General features: G+C 42.5%; 28 protein-coding genes. 4 read left to right on the forward strand and 24 right to left on the reverse strand.

Annotated elements, in window-relative coordinates; all coding sequences use genetic code 11:
- The first annotated feature begins 213 nt into the window (after positions 1-213).
- Positions 214-561: a cyclic-phosphate processing receiver domain-containing protein gene (locus JOJ89_RS11670; protein WP_029280648.1), complete on the forward strand. Its 348-nt coding sequence runs from the start codon at positions 214-216 to the stop codon at positions 559-561.
- Between the two features lie 572 nt (positions 562-1133).
- Here JOJ89_RS11670 and JOJ89_RS21275 read toward each other — a convergent pair.
- The 7 genes from JOJ89_RS21275 to JOJ89_RS11700 all read right to left on the reverse strand — a co-directional run bounded on the left by JOJ89_RS21275 (position 1134) and on the right by JOJ89_RS11700 (position 6339).
- Positions 1134-1262, reverse strand: a complete 129-nt coding sequence (locus JOJ89_RS21275) for a hypothetical protein (RefSeq protein ID WP_267881646.1) — start codon at positions 1260-1262, stop codon at positions 1134-1136.
- Positions 1263-1692: 430 nt separating this feature from the next.
- Positions 1693-2952 carry an FtsW/RodA/SpoVE family cell cycle protein gene (locus JOJ89_RS11675; RefSeq protein ID WP_029280646.1) on the reverse strand — a complete coding sequence of 420 codons (1260 nt, stop codon included), beginning with the start codon at positions 2950-2952 and terminating at the stop codon, positions 1693-1695.
- A 4-nt stretch (positions 2953-2956) separates the two neighbouring features.
- On the reverse strand, positions 2957-3364 hold the full coding sequence (locus JOJ89_RS11680) for a PadR family transcriptional regulator (protein WP_029565919.1): 408 nt from the start codon (positions 3362-3364) through the stop codon (positions 2957-2959).
- Positions 3365-3901, reverse strand: a complete 537-nt coding sequence (locus tag JOJ89_RS11685; protein ID WP_203287441.1) for a sigma-70 family RNA polymerase sigma factor — start codon at positions 3899-3901, stop codon at positions 3365-3367.
- A 174-nt stretch (positions 3902-4075) separates the two neighbouring features.
- On the reverse strand, positions 4076-4321 hold the full coding sequence (locus JOJ89_RS11690; RefSeq protein ID WP_203287444.1) for a hypothetical protein: 246 nt from the start codon (positions 4319-4321) through the stop codon (positions 4076-4078).
- A 60-nt stretch (positions 4322-4381) separates the two neighbouring features.
- A complete protein-coding gene (locus JOJ89_RS11695) occupies positions 4382-5446 on the reverse strand; it encodes an undecaprenyldiphospho-muramoylpentapeptide beta-N-acetylglucosaminyltransferase (RefSeq protein ID WP_029280639.1) in 1065 nt (354 codons plus the stop codon).
- A gap of 14 nt (positions 5447-5460) precedes the next feature.
- Entirely contained in the window at positions 5461-6339 is an 879-nt protein-coding gene (locus tag JOJ89_RS11700) for a LysR family transcriptional regulator (RefSeq protein WP_203287446.1), read from the reverse strand.
- Between the two features lie 108 nt (positions 6340-6447).
- Here JOJ89_RS11700 and JOJ89_RS11705 point away from each other — a divergent pair, with 108 nt between their 5' ends.
- Positions 6448-7554: a citrate/2-methylcitrate synthase gene (locus tag JOJ89_RS11705; RefSeq protein WP_203287448.1), complete on the forward strand. Its 1107-nt coding sequence runs from the start codon at positions 6448-6450 to the stop codon at positions 7552-7554.
- Positions 7555-7565: 11 nt separating this feature from the next.
- Here JOJ89_RS11705 and JOJ89_RS11710 read toward each other — a convergent pair whose 3' ends face one another.
- The 6 genes from JOJ89_RS11710 to JOJ89_RS11735 form a co-directional block, all read right to left on the reverse strand.
- Positions 7566-7961: a hypothetical protein gene (locus tag JOJ89_RS11710; protein ID WP_242524599.1), complete on the reverse strand. Its 396-nt coding sequence runs from the start codon at positions 7959-7961 to the stop codon at positions 7566-7568.
- Positions 7962-8231: 270 nt separating this feature from the next.
- Entirely contained in the window at positions 8232-8837 is a 606-nt protein-coding gene (locus tag JOJ89_RS11715) for a class D sortase (RefSeq protein ID WP_203287450.1), read from the reverse strand.
- Complete coding sequence (locus JOJ89_RS11720) at positions 8834-10027, reverse strand: processed acidic surface protein (RefSeq protein WP_203287452.1); 1194 nt, start codon at positions 10025-10027, stop codon at positions 8834-8836. The genes JOJ89_RS11715 and JOJ89_RS11720 overlap by 4 nt, the downstream gene beginning before the upstream one ends.
- A gap of 598 nt (positions 10028-10625) precedes the next feature.
- Complete coding sequence (locus JOJ89_RS11725) at positions 10626-11681, reverse strand: glycerophosphodiester phosphodiesterase (protein ID WP_203287455.1); 1056 nt, start codon at positions 11679-11681, stop codon at positions 10626-10628.
- Between the two features lie 126 nt (positions 11682-11807).
- Positions 11808-13034, reverse strand: coding sequence for an efflux RND transporter periplasmic adaptor subunit (locus JOJ89_RS11730; RefSeq protein ID WP_203287457.1), 1227 nt, complete (start codon positions 13032-13034; stop codon positions 11808-11810).
- Complete coding sequence (locus JOJ89_RS11735) at positions 13031-13711, reverse strand: YIP1 family protein (protein ID WP_203287459.1); 681 nt, start codon at positions 13709-13711, stop codon at positions 13031-13033. Before JOJ89_RS11735 ends, JOJ89_RS11730 begins: the two co-directional genes overlap by 4 nt.
- 283 nt (positions 13712-13994) lie before the next feature.
- Between JOJ89_RS11735 and ppc the strand changes: the two genes are divergently transcribed.
- Entirely contained in the window at positions 13995-16745 is a 2751-nt protein-coding gene (gene ppc / locus JOJ89_RS11740; RefSeq protein WP_203287461.1) for a phosphoenolpyruvate carboxylase, read from the forward strand.
- An 18-nt stretch (positions 16746-16763) separates the two neighbouring features.
- Here ppc and JOJ89_RS11745 read toward each other — a convergent pair whose 3' ends face one another.
- Complete coding sequence (locus JOJ89_RS11745) at positions 16764-17330, reverse strand: hypothetical protein (RefSeq protein WP_203287463.1); 567 nt, start codon at positions 17328-17330, stop codon at positions 16764-16766.
- 252 nt (positions 17331-17582) lie between these two features.
- On the opposite strand from JOJ89_RS11745, the gene JOJ89_RS11750 reads away from it, so the two are divergent.
- Positions 17583-17972 (forward strand): SET domain-containing protein, encoded by a 390-nt coding sequence (locus JOJ89_RS11750; RefSeq protein ID WP_029280620.1) that lies wholly within the window; start codon positions 17583-17585, stop codon positions 17970-17972.
- A gap of 28 nt (positions 17973-18000) precedes the next feature.
- Here JOJ89_RS11750 and JOJ89_RS11755 read toward each other — a convergent pair whose 3' ends face one another.
- The 10 genes from JOJ89_RS11755 to JOJ89_RS11800 form a co-directional block, all read right to left on the reverse strand.
- The gene (locus JOJ89_RS11755; RefSeq protein ID WP_203290328.1) at positions 18001-18357 is read right to left on the reverse strand and encodes a glyoxalase superfamily protein; all 357 of its coding nucleotides are present in this window, start codon (positions 18355-18357) and stop codon (positions 18001-18003) included.
- 677 nt (positions 18358-19034) lie between these two features.
- Positions 19035-19628 carry an ABC transporter permease gene (locus JOJ89_RS11760; protein WP_242524600.1) on the reverse strand — a complete coding sequence of 198 codons (594 nt, stop codon included), beginning with the start codon at positions 19626-19628 and terminating at the stop codon, positions 19035-19037.
- Positions 19612-20481, reverse strand: coding sequence for an ABC transporter ATP-binding protein (locus JOJ89_RS11765; protein ID WP_203287465.1), 870 nt, complete (start codon positions 20479-20481; stop codon positions 19612-19614). Before JOJ89_RS11765 ends, JOJ89_RS11760 begins: the two co-directional genes overlap by 17 nt.
- A gap of 24 nt (positions 20482-20505) precedes the next feature.
- A complete protein-coding gene (locus JOJ89_RS11770) occupies positions 20506-20850 on the reverse strand; it encodes a DUF2178 domain-containing protein (protein ID WP_407656364.1) in 345 nt (114 codons plus the stop codon).
- On the reverse strand, positions 20840-21079 hold the full coding sequence (locus JOJ89_RS11775; RefSeq protein WP_203287468.1) for a helix-turn-helix transcriptional regulator: 240 nt from the start codon (positions 21077-21079) through the stop codon (positions 20840-20842). The genes JOJ89_RS11770 and JOJ89_RS11775 overlap by 11 nt, the downstream gene beginning before the upstream one ends.
- Positions 21080-21257: 178 nt before the next feature.
- The gene (locus JOJ89_RS11780) at positions 21258-21713 is read right to left on the reverse strand and encodes a VOC family protein (RefSeq protein ID WP_203287469.1); all 456 of its coding nucleotides are present in this window, start codon (positions 21711-21713) and stop codon (positions 21258-21260) included.
- Between the two features lie 220 nt (positions 21714-21933).
- Positions 21934-22482, reverse strand: coding sequence for a 6-phospho-3-hexuloisomerase (gene hxlB, locus JOJ89_RS11785; protein ID WP_203287471.1), 549 nt, complete (start codon positions 22480-22482; stop codon positions 21934-21936).
- On the reverse strand, positions 22479-23096 hold the full coding sequence (gene hxlA / locus JOJ89_RS11790; RefSeq protein ID WP_203287473.1) for a 3-hexulose-6-phosphate synthase: 618 nt from the start codon (positions 23094-23096) through the stop codon (positions 22479-22481). The genes hxlB and hxlA overlap by 4 nt, the downstream gene beginning before the upstream one ends.
- A 51-nt stretch (positions 23097-23147) precedes the next feature.
- Positions 23148-24161, reverse strand: a complete 1014-nt coding sequence (locus tag JOJ89_RS11795) for a LacI family DNA-binding transcriptional regulator (RefSeq protein WP_242524601.1) — start codon at positions 24159-24161, stop codon at positions 23148-23150.
- A gap of 55 nt (positions 24162-24216) precedes the next feature.
- Positions 24217-24882 (reverse strand): bifunctional 4-hydroxy-2-oxoglutarate aldolase/2-dehydro-3-deoxy-phosphogluconate aldolase, encoded by a 666-nt coding sequence (locus JOJ89_RS11800; RefSeq protein ID WP_203287475.1) that lies wholly within the window; start codon positions 24880-24882, stop codon positions 24217-24219.
- Between the last annotated feature and the right edge of the window lie 16 nt (positions 24883-24898).

Below are 24898 nucleotides of genomic sequence, written 5' to 3' on the forward strand. Positions count from 1 at the left end.
CTTTCTTTTCATTCTAAATAATTAGTATGATTAATTCAATACTTTTAGAATAAACTCCCTTGCAAAAATAGGTGATAAAACGCCTTTTTCTGCAGATTGGCGGGCTTTTTGACTTTCTTTGTCTGTTTCCCTCGAATGGAAATTCTTTTCCTGTTAATTAGATTCAAGTATGTTACACTGAAGTCAGGTCACATGAGATCGGAGGAAATCATCATGACAATCAGTGTCTTTATGGATGATTACCGGACCTGCCCCAGCGGATATGTTTTGGCGGAAGATATAGACCAATGCATTGCGCTATTAGAAACTAATCGCGTAGACCATCTGTCCCTTGATCACGATCTGGTCAGCAAGACCAGAAACGGGCTCATGCTGGTACAGTACATGGTCAGGCATCATCTTTATGCAAACCGCATTACCATCCACTCGGCCAATGCAGCCGGAAGCAAGGCGATGTACAGGCATTTTAAACAGGCACAGGAAGACTTCGAAATGCCAAAATCAATAAAAGTGATTCTCAAACCAATGCCTCTCCATGCTTCGGATAGAAAAATGCGATAACATACTAAATTATTGAGGGACTCTCCGGGGTGCCTCTTTTGTTTTGTCTTAAGAAAGAGAACTTTGCTCGCAGCCGTTTTGGGCATTTAACGCTTGAAAACGTGGACCTGGGCAGCAGGCAGTGCGTTACTTGCCGCATAGGGCGAAATACTTGCTCGAATGCCTCTTTTACTAGAAAAAGAAGATTCGTTACTTGCCGGAAACAGAGGTTTTCTTGAAAATTTCCATCTGCCTCCTAAGTGACAGAGTGCACCATCTATATTTGTGTCTTACTCGCAGAAGGTTTTGGGCATTTAACGCTTGATAACGTCGATCGAGGCAGCACCCAGTGCGTTACTTGCCGCATAGTGCAGAATACTTGCTTGAATACCTCTTTTACTTGAAAAAGAATATCTGTCACGTGCCGGAAACAGACGTTAACTTGAAAATTTCCATCTGCCTCCTAAATGACAGAGTGCACCATCTATATTTGTGTCTTTCTCGAAGACGGTTTTGGGCACTTAACGGTTGAAAACAAAATTCGCCGTAAATTCTCCATATAAAAAGACTGCCATCAGCAGTCCTTCCAAAGCTTATTTCTTCTTTTGCTGGCTTTTCGCACGGTTGCTGTCAAGCTCAGCAGCATATTCCTCCTGCGTTTTTCCTTGTTTCTGGCTTTCTGATTCAATCTTTCTAAACTTATTGTCATTGCGGTTTGGCATGTGTCTCCACCTCCCCTCTAAAGAGTATGATGCTCATACTCCAGAGTAGAGATTCATTAAAATATCTCCTTGTTTATTGTATCCTTCTTATGTAAACCAATTTGTTGAAAGCTAATGATTAAACTTTTCTTGGCAACTAGTTTGTCTTTTTAAGTGTGATTATTTGGAACACAGTTTTTTTAGTTCATCATTTAGAACTTTATGTGCTGAATCAGTACTCAAGTTTCCAGAGGATGTTTTGTTAGAACATAGTTTATTTAGAATAAAAAACAGGCATTCAATTTTAAGAGAATTATCTTATTTTCTTTTAGAACATATATTAATTTAAAAAAATCTTGCACTGGAGGTAAGCTCATTTTCCCAATAAAAAAATTCCAGTTTCATCAACTGGAATTTTTTTTAACATGTTCCATTTATTCTTTTCTACCTATTACCTGGATTCGAAACCTAACAGATCTTTTCGCCGATATACACTTAACACTACCCCAGTTAAAACTGAATTTAAAAGGACAGGCATCAGTCCATAGCTTATAAATGGAAGAGACATTGTCATTAATGGAAGCAGTCCTAGAGCCATACCAATGTTTACGGCAACCTGCATTGCAAAAAGTGAGATTGCGCCTGCCAACAGTAATCTTCCAAATGTATGTTTCATCCTTGGCACATAAACCGCAAGACGGAAGATAAAAAGGAAGAGCAGGATGACAACTGCACCGGCAACCAGCCAGCCGAAGCTTGCTGTAATTGAAACAAAGACAAGATTTGTCAGTGAATCACCCATTAGAAATTCATTTTGCGTCTGACCAAACCAGCCTGCATCCAGAATAAAGTCTCTAATATAGAGGATGGGAAAACCCGCGTCGTTTGAGTGCTTTTCAGGGTTAAGAAAAGCGTCAAGACGGCTTTTTCTCTCAGCTGATGAGAAGACAAATACGGAAAAAAGCAAAATGCCTGCCAGAACACCTCCCGCTGTCAATAATGATAGGATGACTTTTTTTGAGAACTTGCTGAAGCAAACCATAGAAATGACCATGACCGTATATAGTACAGCGGCAGATACAGCAGGCAGCTGGGCAAAAAGCAATATTGGCACGATATACAGCAAGATGGCGTGCCAAACTTTTAAGCTGCGGTTATTCAAAAAAGACGCCCAGCCCACGAAAAAAAATGGGATGCTTATAAGACTTTCCAATCTGAAGAAACCGATCTGTATGGATAAACTTCCATTAATAATTTGGTTTGCAAAAGCTGGTACGATAAGCAAAAAACCTATTCCCAGTATGTAAAAAACCCAGCCCGTCCTTTCTAATCTTCGGTAGTCGACCATCATAAACACGAATAGAGTGATTGCTCCAGCTATAGAAATCAGGATTTTCTTAACCAGCATAACAGGTTCTCCAATGAAAACCGGAAGAAATCCTGCCCCCATACATAGTGTGAATAAAAGAATCAGCACCCAATCTGTTTTTGGCCGGTGAATCTTATTCATATCCTTTCCGATTCCTACAGGATTCCCCATTTGGGCAATGGCTTTTGTTTCTGCTTCATCTGCGGTGAGACCATTCTTCACCAAGTCTTCCTTTATGCTTTCTATATGAGCATTTAATTCCATTTCAACCATCATTCTTGCATCTTTTGACTTTATTTGTTCTTTTACTTTACTAAGATAGGAATTCCTTGTCTCTCTCATATTTTTATCCCTCCAATAGTTCACTGAGGGAGATTTCTGTACCTGCGGATTTTTTTTCTTCACGCTTTAATATCTTCTTTCCCCTGGAAGTAATCACATAACATTTTGATTGCTTTCCGTGCCAGGATGACTGGATCCATTCTTTCTTTTCAAGCTCATGAAGAAAGGTGTAGATTGCTCCCTCATTTTCATCAAAAGCTGAATTGCCTCTTGCTCTTAGGAGAACGCTCAGTTCATACCCTGTTTTCTCATGAATCAGAAGCTGCAGAACATCTTTCAGGAGACAAGAAGGTGATTTCTCCTTTTTACCGATGCGTTTCCATACGCCTTCTCTGTGTTTTTCTGAAAACGTCAATTTGTCAAAATTCTGGTTCCCGGAACTTTCACTCAGCTTTCTTAATTGTTCTTCCACCTACAACTCCTCCTTCAGGCCCGCTTTTAAAAGCTGTTTTGCACGTCGCATTCTTGTTTTTACCGTGCCTGCCGCACAGCTTGTTATCCTGGCAATATCATCTATAGAAAGCTCTTCAAAATAATAAAGATAAATGACCTCCCGGTAGTTTACAGGCAGATTCATTACAGCAAAAAAGAGTTCAGACTCTTCTTCTTTTTTTATCACAGCGTATTCTGTTTCCTCACTTGAAGGTGAATCTTTCCATTGATCATTTGACGGAGTTACATGTTTATAATCCCAGCTCTTTAAATAATCCTTGCACTTATTGATTGCAATTCGCCATAACCATGTTCTGAGCTTTGATTTTCCGTTATATGTATGAAGCGACCTGTAGCATTTAACAAATATGTCCTGAGTCAGGTCTTCAGCTGTCTGCTGATTTCGGACGTAAGTGTACACAAGCTTCAGAATTTCAGTGCCGTATTCGTGCATGATTTCATCTATAAGAGTTTCATAGTCTTTTGTTTCTATGAAATCTGCTGCCCACTCTTCCATTTATCCCCCTCCTTTCCTTTACTTAGACGATTCTGAATGCGACTTGGTTTTTGATTATGTAAAAATAGTGGCCACATTTGCCTGAAACCGAAAAAAAATGCCCAGCTGCTTCGCTGCGCATTCTATTATTTTTCCGAAAAAGTTTTTGTGATGAAAGCTGTGATCTTGTGCAGCTTACCCCTTCTCATTTCCCCGTTTAAAATTCCCAGTGATTTTAGCCATGATCAGCTGCTTTGCTTTTTCATCTGCTGCAGCCTCCATCTTTTTCAGGAATTGTTCCGCTTCTTTTCCTTTTAGGATTTTTACCTGCTTGTGAAAATAATTTATAAACACGATGCCGTTTTTCGTGCTGCTGCAGCTGAATGGGAGTTTATCCAGCTGATTGTGCTTGTCAACGCCGGTTTGCTTTTTTTCACTCATGAAAACACCACCTCGTCCCTGTTAAAAAACACGCCATTTGTCATGACGTGTTTTGTTTAGCTATCCAATCTTATTGATTTCTTCCACAAGGATGCCGATCGCATCTTTTTTATTCAGTCTGTTCATCGTATCTTTCATGTCCATTTTGTTCGTTTTCAGATCGGCCAGATGGGTAAGTAGAGATTCTTCTGTCAGGTTTTCTTCTTCGAGCATCATCGCATAGCCTTTTTTCTCAAATGATTTGGCGTTCATGATCTGGTCTCCCCTGCTCTGGCTTCTTGTCAGCGGGATGATCAGCATCGGGATTTTCAGTGCCAGAAACTCAAAGATTGAGTTAGAGCCGCCTCTTGTAATGACGTAGTCAGTGGCTGCAAGATAGTGGGAAAGCTCGCCGTGTACATATTCAAACTGTCTGTAATCCTTGTTGCCGATCAGGGATTCGTCCACGTTTCCTTTTCCGCAAAGATGGATGATCTGATAGTCTTTCAGCTTAGGCAGTGCCGCTCTTACCGTTTCGTTGATTTTTCTGGCGCCAAGGCTTCCGCCCATGATTGTTAGAACCGGTCTTCTTCCATCAAAGCCGAGAAGTTCTCTTCCCTTGCCAGGTGATCCCTTTAACATTTCGCGGCGAATCGGAGAGCCGATCGAAACGGTTTTTTCATTAGGGAAATAGGCCAATGTTTCTTCAAATGATGTGAAAATTTTTGTCGCAAAGCGCTGGGCAATTTTATTGGCAAGACCCGGTGTCATATCACTTTCGTGGATGAAAACCGGGATGTTGAGAGATTTCGCTGCAATAATCACCGGAACGGTAACAAAGCCGCCTTTAGAAAAGACAACTGACGGCTTCAGCTTTTTTAAGACTCTTCTGGCATCAAGGCAGCCCTTCATAACCCGGAAGATGTCCTTCACGTTTTCAAGGTCAATGTAGCGTCTTAATTTCCCGCTCGAAATGCCGTGATACGGAATCTGGATATTTTCAATCAGTTCCTTCTCGATTCCTTTTTTTGAACCAATGTACTGGATGTCCCAGGCACTGCGGTCAAGCTCATCAATGATGGCCATATTCGGTGTAACGTGGCCTGCAGAGCCGCCTCCTGTAAAGACAATCGTTTTTTTCATCAGGCGTAAGCCCTCCTTCAAATTCTGAATTGCGCTAAAAAAGCCAAAAATTCTTTTTGTTTTTTATGAACGTCTTTCATAATGGCATATGTACAGGCTTCAGGCAATGGAAGAAATGGACAGTCCACTTCAAGCAATCTTCCTTCAAGCAATTCTCTGCGCACTGTTGAGGCAGGAAGAAAGGAAACGCCAAGCCCTTCTGCGATAAAACGTTTTGTGATGTGGATCTGAGTGACTTCCATCATCCGTACTCCGGGAATTTTCATTTTAACTGCTCTGCACAAAGAATCCCAGTATACAGGATGATTATGTGTGAGAAGGTAATTTGATGTCAAGAGCTCTTCCGGGTCAAGGGGCAGCGCACTCTCTGAATCCGCACCGTCGTGTGGAGCTGCAAGAAGAACCCTGTCCCTGTAAAGGATCTGCGAAGTGAGTTCACTGTGAAGGCTGTCCATGCAGGATAGACCAAGATCTGCGTTCTCACTCAGCACTGCATGTTCAATTTCTGCCGATTCTACTATTTTAACGGATATTTCGACCTGTGGATACGTGGAAGTATATCTTTTTAATACAAACGGCAGGATTGTATCGGCAATTAAGGGCGAAATGGCAAGGGTAAGGTGTGAGGTATATCCCTGTTGAAACGAGTTTAGCTTGAGGATGCCCTCCTGATAAACAGCCAGAAGTTCTTTCGCATGGGTAAGGTACACCTTCCCCTCTTCCGTCAGCCTGACCTTTCTTCCTTCGCGAAGAAAAAGCAGGATTCCAAGCTCTTTTTCCAAAAGCTGAATATGAACCGTCACAGATGGCTGTGAAATAAACAGCAGTTCTGAAGCCCGTCTGAAATTTTGACATTCGGCAGCTGTTACAAATGTTTGAATCCAGGAAAATTCCATAAGCCCCTCCTGATTAATTATCTTAATCAACCCAATTAAAAAGATTTAATTTTCTTAATAATCATTATTTTATAAAATAAAGACATCAAAGGAAAGGGGAGATTTTTCATGATTCATTATGGATTAAAGGGAGTAACGGCAGCCGAAACACGAATCAGCTTTATTGATGGTGCTGAAGGAAAGCTTATTTACAGGGGGTATGACATCAGCGAGGTATCTCAGCGCACATTTGAAGAGGCGGCTTATCTGCTTTGGTATGGAGAGTGGCCGGATGCGGAACAGCTTTTAATGTTAAAGGGAAAATTACAAAAGGGACGGGAACTGCCGGGTCACGTGGCATCTCTGTTAAAAAATCTGCCTCGCGAAATGGATTTGATGAGTGTGCTTAGGACAGCAGTATCAGCTCTAGGTTCAGGTCCTCCGTCTATTGAAGAAGCCATTCGCTTGACCGCCGTCGTCCCTGTCATGATTGCCTGCCGAAAAGCCTGGATGGATAACAGCGTTCTTCCTGATTCCGTTAATCATCTTGATCATGCAGAACATTTTCTATATATGCTCTTTGGCAGCATGCCGACTGGAACACAAAGAAGGGCCCTTGAAACGTATATGATTTTAACGATGGAACATGGAATGAATGCATCTGCTTTCTCTGCCAGGGTCACGGCATCAACGCTGTCAGATATCCATTCAGCCGTAACATCTGCTATTAGCACGATGAAAGGGCCTCTTCACGGGGGAGCACCTTCTGAGGTACTATCCTTTTTAGCTGAAGCGGCAGAAAGCAGCGATATTGAAGAATTAATCAGGCAGAAGGTGTGCAGAGGTGAACGGTTAATGGGGTTTGGGCACAGAGTCTATAAGACCCGGGATCCCAGGGCAGAAGCACTGAAAGCGGTTTTGCTTTCAGAAGCGGGAGATGATGATTGGATGAAGCTTTCGTTGAAAGTGGAGGAAGCTTCTGTGAATATTCTGTCGGAGCTGAAACCTGGAAGAGCGTTATATACAAATGTTGAGTTTTATGCAGCAGCCATCATGAAATCCATGAACATGAAGGCTGACCTGTTTACGCCGGTCTTCACTGCTGCCCGGATAACCGGATGGACTGCCCATATTCTTGAGCAGGAAGGCAATAACATTTTGTTCAGACCAGATGCGCAGTATGTTGGTCCCTGGCGTGTGCCGAACGGGCATTCTTCCCAGGAGAAAAAATCCTAATTTCTGAGTTTCTAATGGAAAATAGCTTCCTCTTCTTCTGGAAGCTTTTTATAAAAATCATCAATAAGAGGATATAAATCAGGCTCTGTTTGATAATAGGTTCCATCTACTTCATTTATAGTGAATTGAAAAGTTTGTATTTCTCCTTCAAAGAAGGCAATGGCATATCTGAATCCTGAGCGGTCCTCCTGATTCTCTTCTTGAATGAAGGTGACATTTTGCATCCTGTTCATCAATTCTTTTATCTCTTTTTGGTCGCTGATTGTTTTTCTATATCCTGAACTGCCGTCTGTGATGACGGCTTTTGTTACTTCATCCAGTGTGCCTGTATAAAATTCGGTCAGATATTTTGGCTCCATAGAGCAGCCGGATAGAAATACAACAATTGCCAATAAGAGTTTCTTCATAAAAATCCCCCTCAAACATATGACGTTTTTAAGAAGGATATCGTTACAACTAATCAGGCAGAAAAAAGCTTTTTTATTTTCACAGTTCCGGGTGACGTTCGTCAGCGACCTCTCCCAGAGCCCTTTATGTAACGGAGAATTTTTTTTATAGTAAGCATGAGGATTCTCCTTTGCTCCTTATTCTCCTAAACAATACCATACATTCAGCCTTTATGGACTATTGGATTGCAAAAAAAGACGCGCCTTTATGCGAGGCGCGCCATTCACATTTTATTTTGAAGCAAGCAGGTCTGCTGTTAGGATATAACGCTCAGGGGCAGGCCCCGCAAACGCAAATGGATAACAGGTTGAAACTGTAAGGACTGCTTTTGGTTTCGGTACAATGACGGTACGGTCATCTTTGTCAACAATCCGGACCTGCCTCACTTTATAAGTGAATTCTCCTGCAGATGTCGTCACAATGAGAAGATCACCTTTCCCAACTTCTCCGAGCTTTCGAAAGACAGTATCCCTGTGTCCGGATAGAACAGAGTTGTCCTTTTCGCCAGGCAACACGCTTCCGGCGTAGTGGCCGACTCCCTGTTCTAATTCTTCTTCAGCTGTTCCGTGGTAAATGGGGAGATTTGCTTCAAGCTTTGGAATGTAAAGATTACCTATTTGATCGCCTTTTGCCGGTCTTTTCGGATAGAGAATATCCTCAGCTGCAGCTGTCTGCTTTTCAGCTTTGTTTTTCTGTAAAGTCTCAGCCTTTGGTTCAGAACTGATTTTGTAGAGAAAATACCCTTTGGCCATGGTGACAGCATTTGTTGTCGTCAGCCATATTCCGCTGCTTATTAGAAGGACGGAAACAAGCAGAAAGAGATTCCTTTTTTTCATGACTGGCGTGATTGAACCTTGTTTTTGCGGAAAAACCAGCTTCCTGCAAGAATCAGCGCCATACCTGCAAGTACGTATCCTGCAGCACCTGTTGAGGTTTCAGGGAGCTCTCCGCCTTTTACGGTCTTAACCGCAGGCTTGGTTTCAATAACAGATTTCGTATAGATAGGATGCTCTTTAACGATTTGATTTGCTTCCTTTAAATCTTTCCCTGTTTCCTGAATGAGATCTGAACCAAACATTTCAGCTGTGACGAGAATATCTGCCAGTAATTCCTCCTGCAGGTTTGAAAGTTTAATGAGGAGACGGGAGCCTTTCTCAACATTTACTGTAAGGATGCTTTTTAGAGATACCGGCTGCATGTTGCCATCCTTCACTATATAGTAGTCTGTTTTAATCTGCAGAAGATCAAGCATGCTTTTGAAAATATCCAGAAGCTCTGCCATTTGCTCAGCGGACAGATCATTCAATGACTCAAACTCTTCAAAAGCCATCATTCGTTCGCTGAGTTTAATCATTTCCTCTTCAATCATAGGATCATCCATTTCAAGAGTTGAAAGATAGGTGAGTAGCGCTTCTATCTCTTCATCAGTCAAACCAATTTCAGAAAACAGTTCCGAAATTGCATCCTCAGCTTCGGAGCCGTTTATATAAAAATCGACCGCATAATCAAGATCTTCAATGAACTCATAGTTTTCAATGGAATCCTCATGTTCTCTTAAAAACTGCTCAAGTTCTTCTCTTGATTGGAACCCGTAAATGTCCAGGAGTTCTCCCAGATTTTTCTCATCAATAGGCGTTCCTTCCCATCCATTTATGTAAAAATCGATAAACATGTCCACATCTTCAGCAAAAATAAGATATGTGCCATCCAGGACATCCTGCCCCTCTTCGATGTCACCGTTTTCACTAAGCAGCTCGTTCAGCTGTTCGGGGGACAATTCATAGTTTCCCAATATCACTGAAATAGACTCTTCAGAAAGAGGTGTTCCCAGTTCATCAGCCGATTCAAAATCAGCAAGTGACCATCCTTTACTTTCAAGATAGTTTAAGTAGTCCTTTTTCCCCCATCCAATCTCTTTAAGATGCGCTTCAAAATCAGCTTCATCCGGTCCGATCGCAAATGCCCCTGCCGGCATTAGAAAAAAGGTTGCGGCTATAGTCAATAAGAATGATATTATGTGTTTCATGGTTTCTTCCCCAGTCATAGTAAAATAGTATGAGATCAACTAGAATAGTATAATCTCAGCAGATGAAAAAGAGTATCTGTATAATTTCCCTTAACTGGTTGCTTTTGCATATTACAAATACCCCTGTGACTTTTCGTTATCTGTAATTCATGGACTCTTTTTTATGGGGATGCATTTTCGCTATCCTCTAATACTGAAAAGCGGGGTTGGTTGTAAAATGAGGAAAGTTGGTAGTTACGCAATGATTGCTGGTAGTAAATCGAAAGAAGCTGGTTGTGTTCACCGGATTATCGGTAGTTACGCATCCTGCCCGAATAATCGCATCCGTTCCGTCACGGATTTTGTTGACTTACATAGTCTAGGACTAGAAGTCAACTGACAAATACCCAAGACCTTGCTAGAAAAAGAGGTATTTGAGTGTTAAAAAGGGGATTGGTTGTAAAATCAAGAAAGTTGGTAGTTACGCAATGATTCTTGGCAGTAATTCAAATGAAGCTGGATGTATTCGTCGGATTGTCGGTAGTAACAACCCTGCCCTTACTTTCCAAAAACCCGCAGAAAAAAGCAGTCCCAATTCTCCAGGACTGCCGAATGTTCATTATTCATTTTTTGGTGCTTTATACGATTTCGGAAGCTTGTACCCGCGCTCTTCCATGACGTTCCGCAAACGGTCAGGATAATCGGTAATCATGCCGTCCACACCGTCATCAATAAGTTTGTTCATTGTCGGAGTGTCATTTACTGTCCATGGAATGACCTGCATGTCTGCTTTGTGTGCACGATCAACCATTTCTTTTGTCACATAGGGTTCATACCCACCCTCTGTAACAGCTCCATTTTGCGGAAAGCCGTGTACAGGCGAGATGGCATCTGCTCCAAACGATTTGGCTACGGCAACAAGGTCCCCGTCAAAATCATCAATATCAATGCCGCCGAGCCACGGAGAAGCCCCCGGCTGTCCCGGCTGAAGAAATTGCGGGCCGTTTGTAAGAGCCACAATCGGCAGGCTTGGCTCCACCTCGCGCATTCTCATGAGGGAGCCCCAGTCAAAGCTTTGAATCGTCACTCTGTCCAGCATATCCGCCTCGCGGACCTGTTTTGCCACAATCTGCACAAATTCTTCTCTTGGAGCCGTTTCGTGAGGAGCTCCCGCTTCTACTTTTGTTTCAATATTCATTTTTACTTTTTTTGCTTTATATGAATCTACTAAATCAAACACTTCAGTAAGCATCGGCATTTTCGCTCCGGGACTTGTTTTTTGACCTGGATATTGAGGTTTGCTCAAAGAGCCGCAGTCCATTGTCCGGATTTGCTCAAGTGTCAGATCTTTTATGTATTTTCCCACATAAGGAAATTCCGGATCACCAGGAAAAGCAGGTTCCGTATCGCGGCAGTTTCCGCCTGATATTTTACGGTCATGAGTCACAACGGCCTGTTGATCCTCTGTGATTTGCACATCGAGCTCCAATGTATTCACACCTAGCTCTAAGGCGTGTGAAAATGACGCAATAGTTGATTCTACTGTCACTCCCATTCCCCCGCGGTGAGCCTGGAGATCAAATTCTCTGTCCGCTGCCGAGGCACTGCTTTCCGGCATTATTCCTGCAGAGATTAAAAGCATGGCCGCGAGTGCTGGTCTTGTCCATCTTTTCATAGCATGTTCATCTCCTTCATCAGATTCACTTTCCAGTGTAAAGGTCAATTGTTAACTGAAGATAAAGGATTTAATAAGTTGCGTTAAAGAATGACGCAAAAAAAAGAAAGTGCTTTAAAAGCACCTTCATTTCACCATTCCGCTGATAATCAGGCGGATTTTCTGCTCGTTTGTAAATGATTTCAGTGTTTTCTTTTCAAGGTAGTGATGATTCATCGGGATAAATACTTTCATGTTGTTTTTGAGGTCTGGAGATGGATTTGTGACAATGCGTTCACCTTTTTCAAGACCCTGAAGGACTTCATTTCGGCTGTTTATTTTCAGGCCGACATCAAGCTTTCTTTTTTCGAGTTTTCCTTTTTTCAGCACATAAATGTATTGGCTGCTCTTTTGTTTTTTCATCACTGTGTCGTCGATGACGATGACCCCGCTCCGCTCTTCAAGCACGATGTCCAGGCCGACATGAAATCCGTGATGCCAGTTTTCTGAGGGTTCAATCAGTTCAGCGAGAAACGGATAATAAGTTTCGCTTTGATCTACGGAAGGCTTGTCGATTGGAGTCATCGTCACTTCTCTGATGATCGCTTCTTTTTCTGTATTTGCTAGGGCTTCTGCTTCGGCAGTTGCCTTTTGACCCTCTTTTACCAGAACAGCTTCTTTTTCGGACAGCTTGCCTTCTATTAGGAAGGGCTCGCTGGATTGAATGACAATCATAGGATCTTCGGGATTTTGCGGAAACGGATTGACTGCTGTTACAATGCCATCCATTTTGCTTGTCACATTATAAGCTTCCTTTTGAGCTTGCAGTCTTGCTGCTTTCTGCTCGTTGCTGTCAATCTGCTGATTTAAGTAGGCAATTTGATCCTGCTTATCGCCAATTTGACTGCTTATCGCTTTCTGGCCCGCGGAATCATCCAGGTAGACGCCTTCTTCCACTTCAACAGGAACGCTTGCCTCATCCAAGTCGTCCTGCAGATCAGACAGGTCTGATTCTGCTGAGGATATTCTGGACTGAAGATCCGCATTTTGAGACTGCAGTTCTTCTATTTCAGCGTCCAGGTGGCCGGTTTCATAAGTAATGAGAGGAACTCCTGTCACTACGGCATCACCTTTGCTGACAAGTACTTCCCGAAGCGTTCCAAGGTCTTTGCTGTACATGACCTTATAATCTGAAGCAGGAACAACCACCCCTTTTGTGAAAAGAAGTTTCTGCAGGTCTCCCGTTTCAGCTTTTGTAAACTGACTGATTGATTTTGATCTCTCGATTTTGTCTGATGTGAAAATAACGGCTATGTTAACGGCTATAAATAGAACGGCTAAAGAAATGATTCCGATCATTGCTTGTTTTTTCATACGTCCCCCTGAAGCGAGATTCCTATATCCTGCACAAGAACTGTAAAGACAGCTGCAAGCAGAATATAAAGAAGGTTTGAAAAGATTACGGTTCCTGCAGCATGCTTCCATGATTTATCCGAAAGCATTTTGAGTCCAATGATCTGGACATATGCGCTCCAAATAAGGAACACCGTTATAAAGCTGACTAACGTTACGGCGAAGATCTGATCTGTCATAAGCTGAATCAGAACGCCAAATCCAAATGGCGAGGAATCACGCTGCACGCCAAGTAAATGAAAAAACGGAAAGTTCAGCAGTTTTTCCATCGTCATTAAAAACAACGGAAACAGCTGAAGCGTGATCAGCTTGTCCCACTCTATATCTCTATAAAACACTTTAAACACGAAAGTAAAAAAGAGAACCATAATGAGAGGTGCAGCAATGGAAGCAACGATGCCGCCGATGCCGAATAATAGCTTGGCAAACTCAAATTTCTCCCTTTTTATCAAGTCAAGATAAGCAGTAATGTCCTCTGTATGTACACCGAGGTAAGCACTTGCTGCTGCAAGAAGCACGCTGAGCACGATCAAGGCTGTAAATCTTGGGTAAAATCCTTTAATGGCTTCAGCTTCCTTCAATTTTCCAAAGTAAGCAGAGGGTTCTGTTAAGCCTTCTACTATACGAACGTGGTGCATTCTATTTCCCCCTGTCAAAAAAAAACGATTACTAGAAATTTATAGCATATTTCCGGCATGGTTAATAGTCACTTTTGGCATATTATGAAAAATCAGCGCAGATTTCGGTCTATTTTAAGACATTTTTCAACCACCTGCGACCAATTTTTTCAGTAAATTGGTTTGATAGATAACCTCACACTATGCATCTTTATACGTTTTATGGTAAACTTATCATTATTTTAATTTTCAAAAAACATCTTCAATTAGAGATGGAATCCATTCCAGTAAAGAGGTGCTGAATATGACAGCTAAAACAGAAACGATCAAGGAACGCGATCATCACGCTGCTTTGAGGCGCGATGTGAAGTTTTTAGGAAATATGCTTGGAGATGTTCTTGTTCATCAGGGCGGTCAACCGCTGCTTGAAATGGTAGAAAAGATTAGAGAGATGACAAAATCACTTCGCAGCCATGCGGACGAAAGCATATACGCAGACTTAAAAGCTGAGATTTCGACACTTGACCCCGAGCTCAGAAAACAGGTGATCAGGGCTTTTGCTGTTTATTTTCATCTGGTGAACATCGCAGAACAAAATCACCGCATCAGAAGAAGACGCGAGTATCAATTTCAGGAAGACTCAGGCAAGCAGCCGGGCTCCCTTGAACATGCTGTAGCTTCACTGAAAGAAAACGGCGTTTCTTCAGAAGTAATTCAGCAGCTTTTGAAAACTCTCTCCCTTGAGCTGATTATTACCGCCCACCCGACTGAAGCGACGCGCCGCAGTGTTCTTGAAATACATAAACGCATTGCCGGCCTACTGCACAGTCTTGACCAGCCAATTCATACAGAACGCGAGCGTGCAGAACTTGAAGACAGGCTGTTCAATGAAGTGGTTATTCTGTGGCAGACGGATGAACTGCGTGACCGTAAACCTACCGTAATGGATGAAGTCGCAAATGGACTTTACTATTTCGATGAAACTCTCTTTGAAGTGCTTCCGCAAATTCACCAGGAGCTGGAGCTTTGTCTGTCTAAAAATTACCCGGGACAGGAATGGCATGTTCCAAACTTCCTCCGCTTTGGTTCATGGATTGGCGGAGACCGCGACGGAAACCCTAATGTTACACCTGAAATCACGTGGAAAACCTTGACGAAACAGAGAGCGCTTGCGCTCAGGAAGTACAGAGAATCGCTGAAAGTCCTCAGAAAACGTCTCAGCCAGTCGACGAAACGGGTTGCTGTCAGCGATGAACTGCTTGCGTCTGTGCAGGAGGAAACCCCTCTTTTAAGCAAAGGAGAAAGATGGCAGGTAGAGCATGAAATCTACCGCTGCAAGCTGACCATCATGCTGAAAAAACTTGATCAGCAGCAGGCCTTCTGCTACAGAAGTTCTGATCAGCTGCTTCAGGATTTGAAAATGATCCAGCAGAGTGTTCTGCTTCATCATCCAAAAGGGTACGAACTGAAAAGCCTGCAAAAACTGATCAGGCAAGTGGAGCTGTTCGGTTTTCACCTTGCAACGCTTGATATCCGGAACCATAGCGGAGAGCATGAGGCTGCCATTAAAGAGATCTTCCATTCCGTTAATCTTGCAGAAGACTATTCAAGTCTCCCTGAAGAGAAGAAAATGCAGCTGCTGCAGGACGTGCTTCAGGATCCAAGGCCTCTCGTTTCATTTAAAGAAAACTATTCGAAAGAAACTCAGGATGTACTGGATGTTTTCCATATGATCAGACGCGCCCATAAAGAATTCGGTACACGTTCGATTGAAGTTTACTTGATCAGCATGACCCAGTCTGCAAGCGATCTTCTTGAAGTGATGGTGCTTGCAAAGGAAGCGGGCATCTACAGGCTTCATCCTGACGGCAGAATCGAAAGCAGGCTGAACGTCGCTCCGCTGCTTGAGACGATTGACGACCTCGTGGCAGGACCAAAAATTATGGAACAGCTGTTTCAGCTTGATTTTTACCAAAAGCATCTGAGCGAACAGAATAATCTGCAGGAGATCATGCTCGGCTATTCCGACGGCAGCAAAGACGGAGGAACGCTGACAGCGAACTGGAAGCTTTACAAAGCGCAGCAGGAAATCCATGACATGGCTAAGCATTACAACGTAAGGCTGAAATTTTTCCATGGACGAGGCGGTTCCCTCGGACGCGGCGGCGGTCCGCTTAATAGAAGTCTTCTTTCTCAGCCTGCTGAAACACTTGGTGACGGGGTGAAAATTACAGAGCAGGGTGAAGTTCTTTCTTCCCGCTACGGCTTGTATGACATTGCCTACCGAAGCCTTGAACAGGCGGCGTCCACGCTGATAACAGCCGCAGCACACGTTTCAACAGAAGCCGAACAGTCCAACATCCGGACCGGGGAATGGGAAAAAGAAATGGATGAAATCTCATCTGTCTCCCTGAGCAAATATCAGGAGCTGGTCTTTAAAGATCCTGACTTCCTGACCTATTTCAAAGAGGCCACACCGCTTCCGGAACTTGGTGCCCTCAACATCGGCTCGCGTCCAATGAGCAGAAAAGGCAGCGAACGGTTTGAAGATCTCCGCGCAATTCCGTGGGTATTTGCCTGGACTCAAAGCAGACAGCTCCTCCCTGCCTGGTATGCAGCCGGCACTGGATTGTCTGAAGGAAATCTTGATAATTTGAAACAAATGTACAAAAAATGGCCGTTCTTCCGTTCGACCATTGATAATCTTCAGATGGCCCTTCTGAAAGCAGATTTGATGGCTGCAAGAGAGTACTTGGCGATGGTGGAAAATAAACATGCTGCCGAACGCATCTTCAACGATATCGAAACGGAGTATGTACAGACAAAAAAGGCGCTTCTTGCGATTACAGGCCAGAATGAACTGATGGATCACATTCCTAATATCCAGGAATCTGTCAGACTCCGTAATCCTTATGTCGACCCGCTGAGCTTTTTGCAGGTGGATGTCATTTCAAAGCTTCGCAAGACAGATGAAGAATCAGATGCAGGAGAATTGTTAAGCGAAGTGCTGCTCACAATTAACGGCATTGCCGCAGGACTTAGAAATACAGGCTGATTGACCAAACCGGACGCGTCATGCGTCCGGTTTTTTTCGAATTTTTTCATACACCCAAATTATGAGGCCTAAAAACACAACGCCAAAACTGGCATAAATAAGCGACCACTTAAAAAAGGAAAAAACAGGCGTGAGTTCGGCTGCGACGGGCGTTTTGGCAGGATACCTTGCCATTACCGCTGAAGCACTGATGTTTTCCAGAAAGTCAAAGGCTGCTCCTCCAAACGGAAGAAGATTAGCCAATTTCAACAGCTGCGGTTTGAGGCCTTGCAAGAAAAAAGTGATAACAGATGCCAGAAAAAACAAGTACACAAGAGGCCATATAACATCAAACGTGAACCTTGCTTTAATGTAATAGTCCCTTCCCTTCTCACCATAGCTTTCAGCTATTTCATAAAGAGTCTGAGCTGAATAAAGGTACGACCCGTCGGGTGATTCTCCTGTGCCTGTTGCCTCCTTGCTCGATTGTGCAGCATTCGGCAGGACAAAAACCATAAAGAGTATGAAGACAGCCGAAGCAGCAAAAGCAGTTTTCCAGCCGGTTTTTTTGTAGAGCCAGGCTGAAAATACATGTACGTTTTTCATCTCAAATCACCCCCTGTTGTTTTTTAGAATGTATTCAAGGAAAAGCGTTTTCCTTACAAACAGATTAACAGTCCGGATATGTTTTTTAACAGTCCAAATACTCTGTCTTACAATCGGGACATGTATTCTAACAATCCTAATACACGCTTCACACGATAAAAGAATTTCCTTAAAACAGTTGCTTTTTTACCAGTAAACTGTCAAGCTAGGATAGGTATAAAAACGCAGCAGGAAAGAGAAATAGGTGACAGAATGATTGAAATAAAAACATCCTCCCTGAGTGACGGGGAATTTAATAGAGGCGTTTTCGCAACGCGTGACATAAAAAAAGGCGAGATTATCCACGAAGCACCGGTAATCCCCTACCCTAACGCAGAGCATGCCCACATTGAAAAAACAACACTGGCTGATTATGCATTCGAGTACGGCAAAAACCACACCTGCATTCTCCTTGGCTACGGAATGCTCTTCAACCATTCCTATACACCGAATGCCACGTATGACATCAGCTTTGAAAAACATGTGTTCATTTTCAGCGCTTACAAAGACATCAAAGCCGGAGAAGAAATTCTCATTAACTACAACGGCGATGAAGAAGATCAGGAGCTCCTCTGGTTTGACCGGGAAGACGAAAATAACTAAAAAAACTGACTCTCAGGAGTCAGTTTTTTTACATGGATTCATAAAACACAATCCGGTTTCCAAATGGGTCTCCAACCCTGACTTCACGGGTATTCCATGGCGTCTCTTCAATCCCCGGTCTGGCGTATTTATACTGTTTAGCTGTCAGGCTGGCATGAAGTGCCTCTATATCTGAGACTTCAATTCTCACAGCTGACCCAGGACAGCAGTCCCCATAGTTTTCCGAAAGTTGAAGAAGACAAGCCCCGAAGGATATTTGCATGTAAAGAGGCAGTTCTTCTTCAAAACGGTGCTCCCAGTCCACTTTAAACCCCAGAAATGAGAGATAAAACTCTCTGGCCTTTTCCTCATCAAATATGCGGAAAATAGGAGTTGGACTTTTCATTTCAAATGCTGGATTCAATAGCTTCCTCTCCTTTTTCAATTGACTATTTTCACCCGCTAAAGCTATTCATAAGTGAAACTGGTTTGGCGGTTCTTCACTGGTTGATAAGTGCCATAAACAAGAGAGATTCCTCGTTTGATGGTTCCGTTCTGCCTGATAAGTGCCATCAACAACAGAGATTCCTCGTTTGATGGTTCCGTTCTGCCTGATAAGTGCCATCAACAACAGAGATTCCTGGTTTGGTGGTTTCTTTCTGCCTGATAAGTACCATCAACAAGAGAGTTTCCTCGTTTGCTGGTTCCTTTCTGCCTGATAAGTGCCATCAACAACAGAGTTTCTCGGTTTGATTGTTCCTTTCTGTCTGATAAGTGCCATCAACAACAGAGATTCCTGATTTGGTGGTTTCTTTCTGCTTGATAAGTGCCATCAACAACAGAGATTCCTGGTTTGGTGGTTCCTTTCTGCATGATAAGTGCCACCAGCAACAGAGATTCTTGGTTTGATTATTCGGTGCCAGTTATGTCCCAGCCATTTCTATTAATTAAATTTCAATTTTTTCACTTTTTTTAAGGACTAGCATGAGAAGTACAATTAATGTTAAGCATCCAATAAAGTACTGCAGAGGCGAAAGTGGATTTGAGCCAACCATGACTGGATAGAAATAACCAGGGAAATTTTCAACTAATTTTGAAAAAAAATACGTTGTTAGTGCTCTCCATCACATTGGACATAATATTGTGAAAAAATAGCAGGGACGCTGTCAAAATCCCATAAACTGCACCACTTACGACACCATAAAGTAATAAAAAATATCCGAACAAGAAAAAAGTCAGCACTAGAAGGAACACGTTAGCAGAGAATCCGAGAAGAAAGGAAATCTTCAACTCTCCAGACACCCCAAGTTGTTGTGCAACTAAAAGTAAGGCAATTCCTACTGTCACATATATGAAACTGACCCATAGCGCAATTACGACATTTGCCAGTACATAGTTTTTTCTGTTTAGTTTTGAGTTGTTAATCAATGAGACTGTCTTTGATGAATAGTCTCTGTTAACAAAATAAAGGGGGTGTAATACAGCAGCGAGCATTCCCAACATACAATAAAAGTTTGAGACATGCTTAATGCTAAACGATGCAGCAGTTCCTGTTAGGATGAGATAACTTATGAGTATTGCTGGCCCTAATGCTCCCAATACTCCAACAATCAAATGTCCCCTCTTTACTAACTCACTTAAATTGCAGTTAACATAATTTTTAATATCCAATTCCACGTTCTTCACCCCCAAGTTTTTTCATGTAGACATTGCGAAGCGTTTTCTTTTCACTAGTAAAATCAACTAATTTTAACCCTAATTTATTTAAGAAATGGAAAATATCAGCGTTTTCTGAAGTTGTTTCAATTTCAATTGTTTTTTCACACGAATAAATGATACTACCAAACTTTTGATGTTCAATAAAAGTGGCTAATTCATTAGGATGATCGAAAACTAGTTTTAATATATACTGGGTTTTGTCATTGAATTGCTCTTCTTCAAGAATGTTCCCTTTTTCTAAAAATAAGACACGATTACAGACTCCCTCAATATCTTCTAACTTATGGCTGGATATCAAAACACCCACATTCCACTCCTCAGCCATTTTTTTCAATTGCTGTAATACTTGGATGGATGTTTCAATATCCATACCATTTGTCGGCTCATCCAGTACCACGTACTTGGGGTTATTCAATAGACTTATAACAATCCCCAACTTTTGCTTCATTCCAAGCGAATATTCCTTTACTTTTTTATTCAATACATCAATTAAATGTAAACTCTTCAAAAGCTCCTCGTATTCACTAAGCTTGAATTTGTTCCCGTAAATTCTCGAAAAATAAGATAAATGTGCTAGCCCAGTCTTATTACTAAACAGCTTAGGTTCCTCAATCAAGTATCCTACGTGATTATTGTCTTTAACTGATCCATCAAATTTTTGAATTGTTTGAGCAATTATCTTCATTAGCGTACTTTTTCCAGCGCCATTATTACCAACTAAACCAACGATTTCCCCTTGTTTGAAATAAAAAGACAACTCATTTAAAGCGACAGTGTCCTTGTATTTCTTGGAAATTGATTGAATATGCACTTAACCATCCCCCTGTTTTTTTCATTAATTTGATATATCTTTCCAGTATCGAACGGCAAGATATACTGCTGAAGCCATGAAAGCGATTGAATATTTAAACAAAAAGAAAATCTGCCACATATAATCTTTCGGAAAAAACATATCGCACAAAATGATTCCACCCAACATGATAAAAGAACTTTTTAAATAAATTTGGTTTGTTCTTTCGTCCTCTTTACCTATTTTGTTTCGAAGGATAAATATAAGCCCTATGCCCACAAACAAAAGCAGAAAACCGCTAACAATCAGTATGTTCCAATTACCATTTGATTGTTCCACCCATGCTTTTAATGGCAAAAAAAGTGTATTTGTTACATAATCAAACATCATTTCCATGATCCCCTTTCTCATAAGTAAAAATTTCGTTTACATCAACATCAAAAAAATCGGCAATCCGGAAAGCCAGCAGCATGGTCGGAATATAATTTCCTTTTTCCATTACAAAGATCGTTTGTTTGGAAACTCCGACTTTCTCTGCTAATTCTTGCTGAGACATTCTTGCTAGTACACGGTACTCGTAAACTTTGTTGGATATGGAATCCCCAAAATCTTTCTTCATCTTCAACACCTCTTGATATGAATTATAAACTTAGTTTTTACAAAAGTAAAGTAAACTTATACAAATTTATTAAATGTTTTTATTTTTTTCTATTTAACTTTGATTAAATAAGACTAATAAAGCAGAAAGAACCTGACGGAAATTTTCCGTCAGGTTCACAAGAACTTTTCTAAGTATATTATTTACTATTCCCCAGCTCTTCCGCCAACCCAATTAAAATTCCTTCTGTTCCGCGAATGTAGCATAGCCGATACGACTCCTCGTACTGAACTACTTCACCGACGAGCTTAGCCCCCCGTTTTGTCAGTCTTGATACCATCTCATCAATGTCTTCAACAGTAAACATCACACGCAGATAACCAAGAGCATTTACAGGAGAATTCCGGTGATCTGATATAGTGGCGGGGTTTAGAAATCGCGAAAGTTCAAGCCGGCTATGGCCATCCCGGGTAACCATAACAGCAATCTCTACACTTTGATAACCCAGTCCAGTTACACGGCCAGCCCATTCATCTTCTACGGTTGCTCTGCCTTCAAGACTCAGGCCAATCTCTTCAAAAAAAGAGATAACGTTATCAAGGGATTCTACTACGATGCCGACATTGTCCATTCTTAACAATTTGTTTTTAGCCATAATTTTATCTCCTTGTGTAACTCAGTTGCCAATCATTTAAATAACTTCGGCTTTTCAGCAAACTATTCCTTCCCTTTACCCTATTAAATGGATGCTAAGATAACGAAGTAAAAGGGGAGAATAAAAAAACAGCAGGCGCATTTATAAAATCCGCCTGCTGAATGATGTTCGAAATACAGGAAAATCAACTGTCCATTGTTCCTTGTTTTGTCGTTTTTCCCTACTCCACATTACTATGCTTTAAAAAAGCCTGCTCATTTGAAACCTTCTTCAGATCAGCGTATTTCAGGCAGATTGCGTCAAAAAGAAGGTGGACACACTGATCGAATAATGAACCCAGGGGCTGGACCGTCGGCTGTTCGCCTTCTTTGCGGTACTTAGTGGCTGCGGGTACATGGAGAGACATGAATGCTGTTTCTGCAAGCGGACCTTCTGGATCAGCTGTAATTGCCAGAACGAAGCAGCCTAGTTCCTTTGCTTTTTCAGCTGTCCACAGAACACTTTTCGTTTTGCCTGAACCGGATACGGCAACAAGAATATCATCACCCGACATGCCTGGTGTGATCGTTTCTCCGACAGCATAAACCTCCGCTCCCAGATGCATCAGGCGCATGGCAAACGATTTTGCCATTAGTCCCGAGCGACCTTCTCCTGTGACAAAAATCCTCCTATTATTGTTTAATTCCTCAGCGATGGCGATCAACTCACCATTGTCTATTTTGCCTAATACGGTTTCAATCTCTTTTAAAATCGTGTCCGTTCCGCTCATTGCATTGCCTCCTTTTCAAGAATCAGGGCTCGCAGTTTTTCTGCTGCAAGACCGGGATATTCTGCATTTGTAATAGCCGACCCTATGATGAGAATGTCAGGAAGCTCTTTCATCCCGCTGATGGATTCAGGCGTCAGTCCGCCTGCTGCAGCTGTCTTAAGTCTTCCGCCAGTAAAGGTAAGGCTTGCTCCCGTCAGCTCTTGTTCATCCTTGCTCACATGCTCGCAGAAAACCGCATGTTTAAACACAGCAAGTTTTTCCCGCTGTTCTGCCGTGGTGTTCAACAGGTCAATCATTACCTGTTTCCCTCTTTTTTCAGCTTCTTTCACGCATGCTTCCACTGTTTGAATGGGACTTGCCCCCATCACGGTCATTATGTCAGCTCCCGCATCAAAGCACAGACCGCACTCGTATACCGCGTTGTCCATGGTTTTCATGTCCGCCAATACATACTTGTCCGGAAAAGCTTCCTTCAATTTCTGGACGCTGTTCATGCCAAATTCTTTAATTAGGGACGTTCCAGTCTCCAAAATATCAACATGCGGTGCAGCTTTAGATGCTACTTCTATTGCTTCTTCTATCGTCATTCGGTCGAGCGCAAGCTGTATCTTCATTTACACCCTCCTAAACCGGTTTAGTATTTCCGTTTTAAAAAAAGAGAATCATCAGGAAGATTCTCTTACAATTAATTCGCATTCAAACACTTCTTCGGCAGGGGCAACATGTTCACCATTGATTTTTTTCAGCAGGAGCTCTGCAGCTCTCTGTCCCATTCTGTACCCTGGCTGGTCGATCGTCGTCACCCCTGTTTCAGCCAAATGGGCAAGCGGAATATTATCGAATACGACCAGTGCCGCATCCTTTCCGATCTTCAGCTGATTGTCTTTGAAAAATTCAAGAGTTTCCATAAAAACCAAGTCATTTCCTGCAAACAGCGCGGTCGGGGGATTCTTCAGCGAGAACAGCTTTTTAAGTTCTGATTTCATCTGCTCTCTTTCTGTATGAATCATATACTCCTGTTTAAGCGGAATGCCTGCTTCACGAAGGGCTTCTTTGTACCCGCTCAGTCTATCGATCCTCGGACTGATGACAAGGGGCTGGGTTGCGATGGCGATTTCCCTGTGGCCACCAGAGAGCAGATGCCTGATGGATTCCGCAGCTGCAGCTTCATTTGCCGCCAGCACGTAGTTTGCTTTCAGTCCTTCCACCCTGCGGTCCATAAATACGACAGGATAGTTCTCATTGATCAATTTTTGATACAAATCCAGATTTCTGCCGGTCGGAAAAATGATCAGACCATCCACCTGCTTGGCGTGGAGCACTTCTATATACTTACGCTCTTTTTCCGGATCATCGTCCGCATTGCAGAGAATGGCGTGAATATCATGTTTATGGCAATAGTCTTCAATTGAACGGCTGACTTCAGTCGAAAGTCTGTGCATGATATTTCCGACAATAATGCCGATCATGGACGTACGTTTTTGCTTCAGGCTTCTGGCCAGATAATTCGGCTGATAGCCAAGGTCATTAATCGCTGCTTCTATTTTCTTTTTTGTGTCTTCTCCCATATATTCATAGCGCTTGTTGATAAACTGGGAAACCGTGCTTTTCGAAACTCCGGCTTTTCTGGCAACATCCGCCATTGTAATACGTGCCATTTTCATCACTCTTTCAAACATGTCTTCCCCTTCATTCTATCCGATAGATGAGGGGGAATCCACTGCTTTAGCCGATTCAGCCTCCCCTGACTTGCGAGTATTTCTCCGCGTGGCGGGCTTTGTTCACTTCTTCGATAAAGGCTGCAGCTTTTTCTGTCATTTGATAAAGTACCTGATCAGTAAGCTCTGCTTTTGTATTGACAAGTGTGCTCCCCACTCCTACGGCAATGGCGCCTGCTCTGATGTAATCCCCTGTGTTGTGGAGATCAACCCCTCCGGTCGGCATGAGCGGAATATGCGGAAGCGGTCCGGCAATATTTTTCAAGTAGCCTGGTCCGACTGAATCTGCCGGAAACACTTTTATCAGGTCGGCTCCATATTCAAATGCCGTCAAAATCTCTGTTGGTGTAAAGGCTCCGGGCACGCTGATGACTCCGTATCTTTTCGCCATGGCAATCGTTTCTTTTTTGACAGTTGGCGAAAAGATGAATTTTGCACCCGACATAATGGCAGCGCGCGCTGTTTCAGGGTCAAGAACGGTTCCTGCTCCTACAAGCACATCGCTTCCGAAATGAGAAGCTGCTGACTCAATTACGCTGGAAGCTTTCGGTGTTTCCATCGTAATTTCAAGGGCCGTTACCCCTCCTGCTTTCAGAGCACTTCCGATTGATAGAATGGATTCCGGTGTAGCCCCTCTTATGACTGCTACAACTCCGCGTTTTCTGATTTCTGCTGCTCCCATATAATTGGCCTCCTTT

It is taken from the genome of Metabacillus sp. cB07, assembly GCF_016839225.1.
GTDB lineage: Bacteria > Bacillota > Bacilli > Bacillales > Bacillaceae > Bacillus_P > Bacillus_P indicus.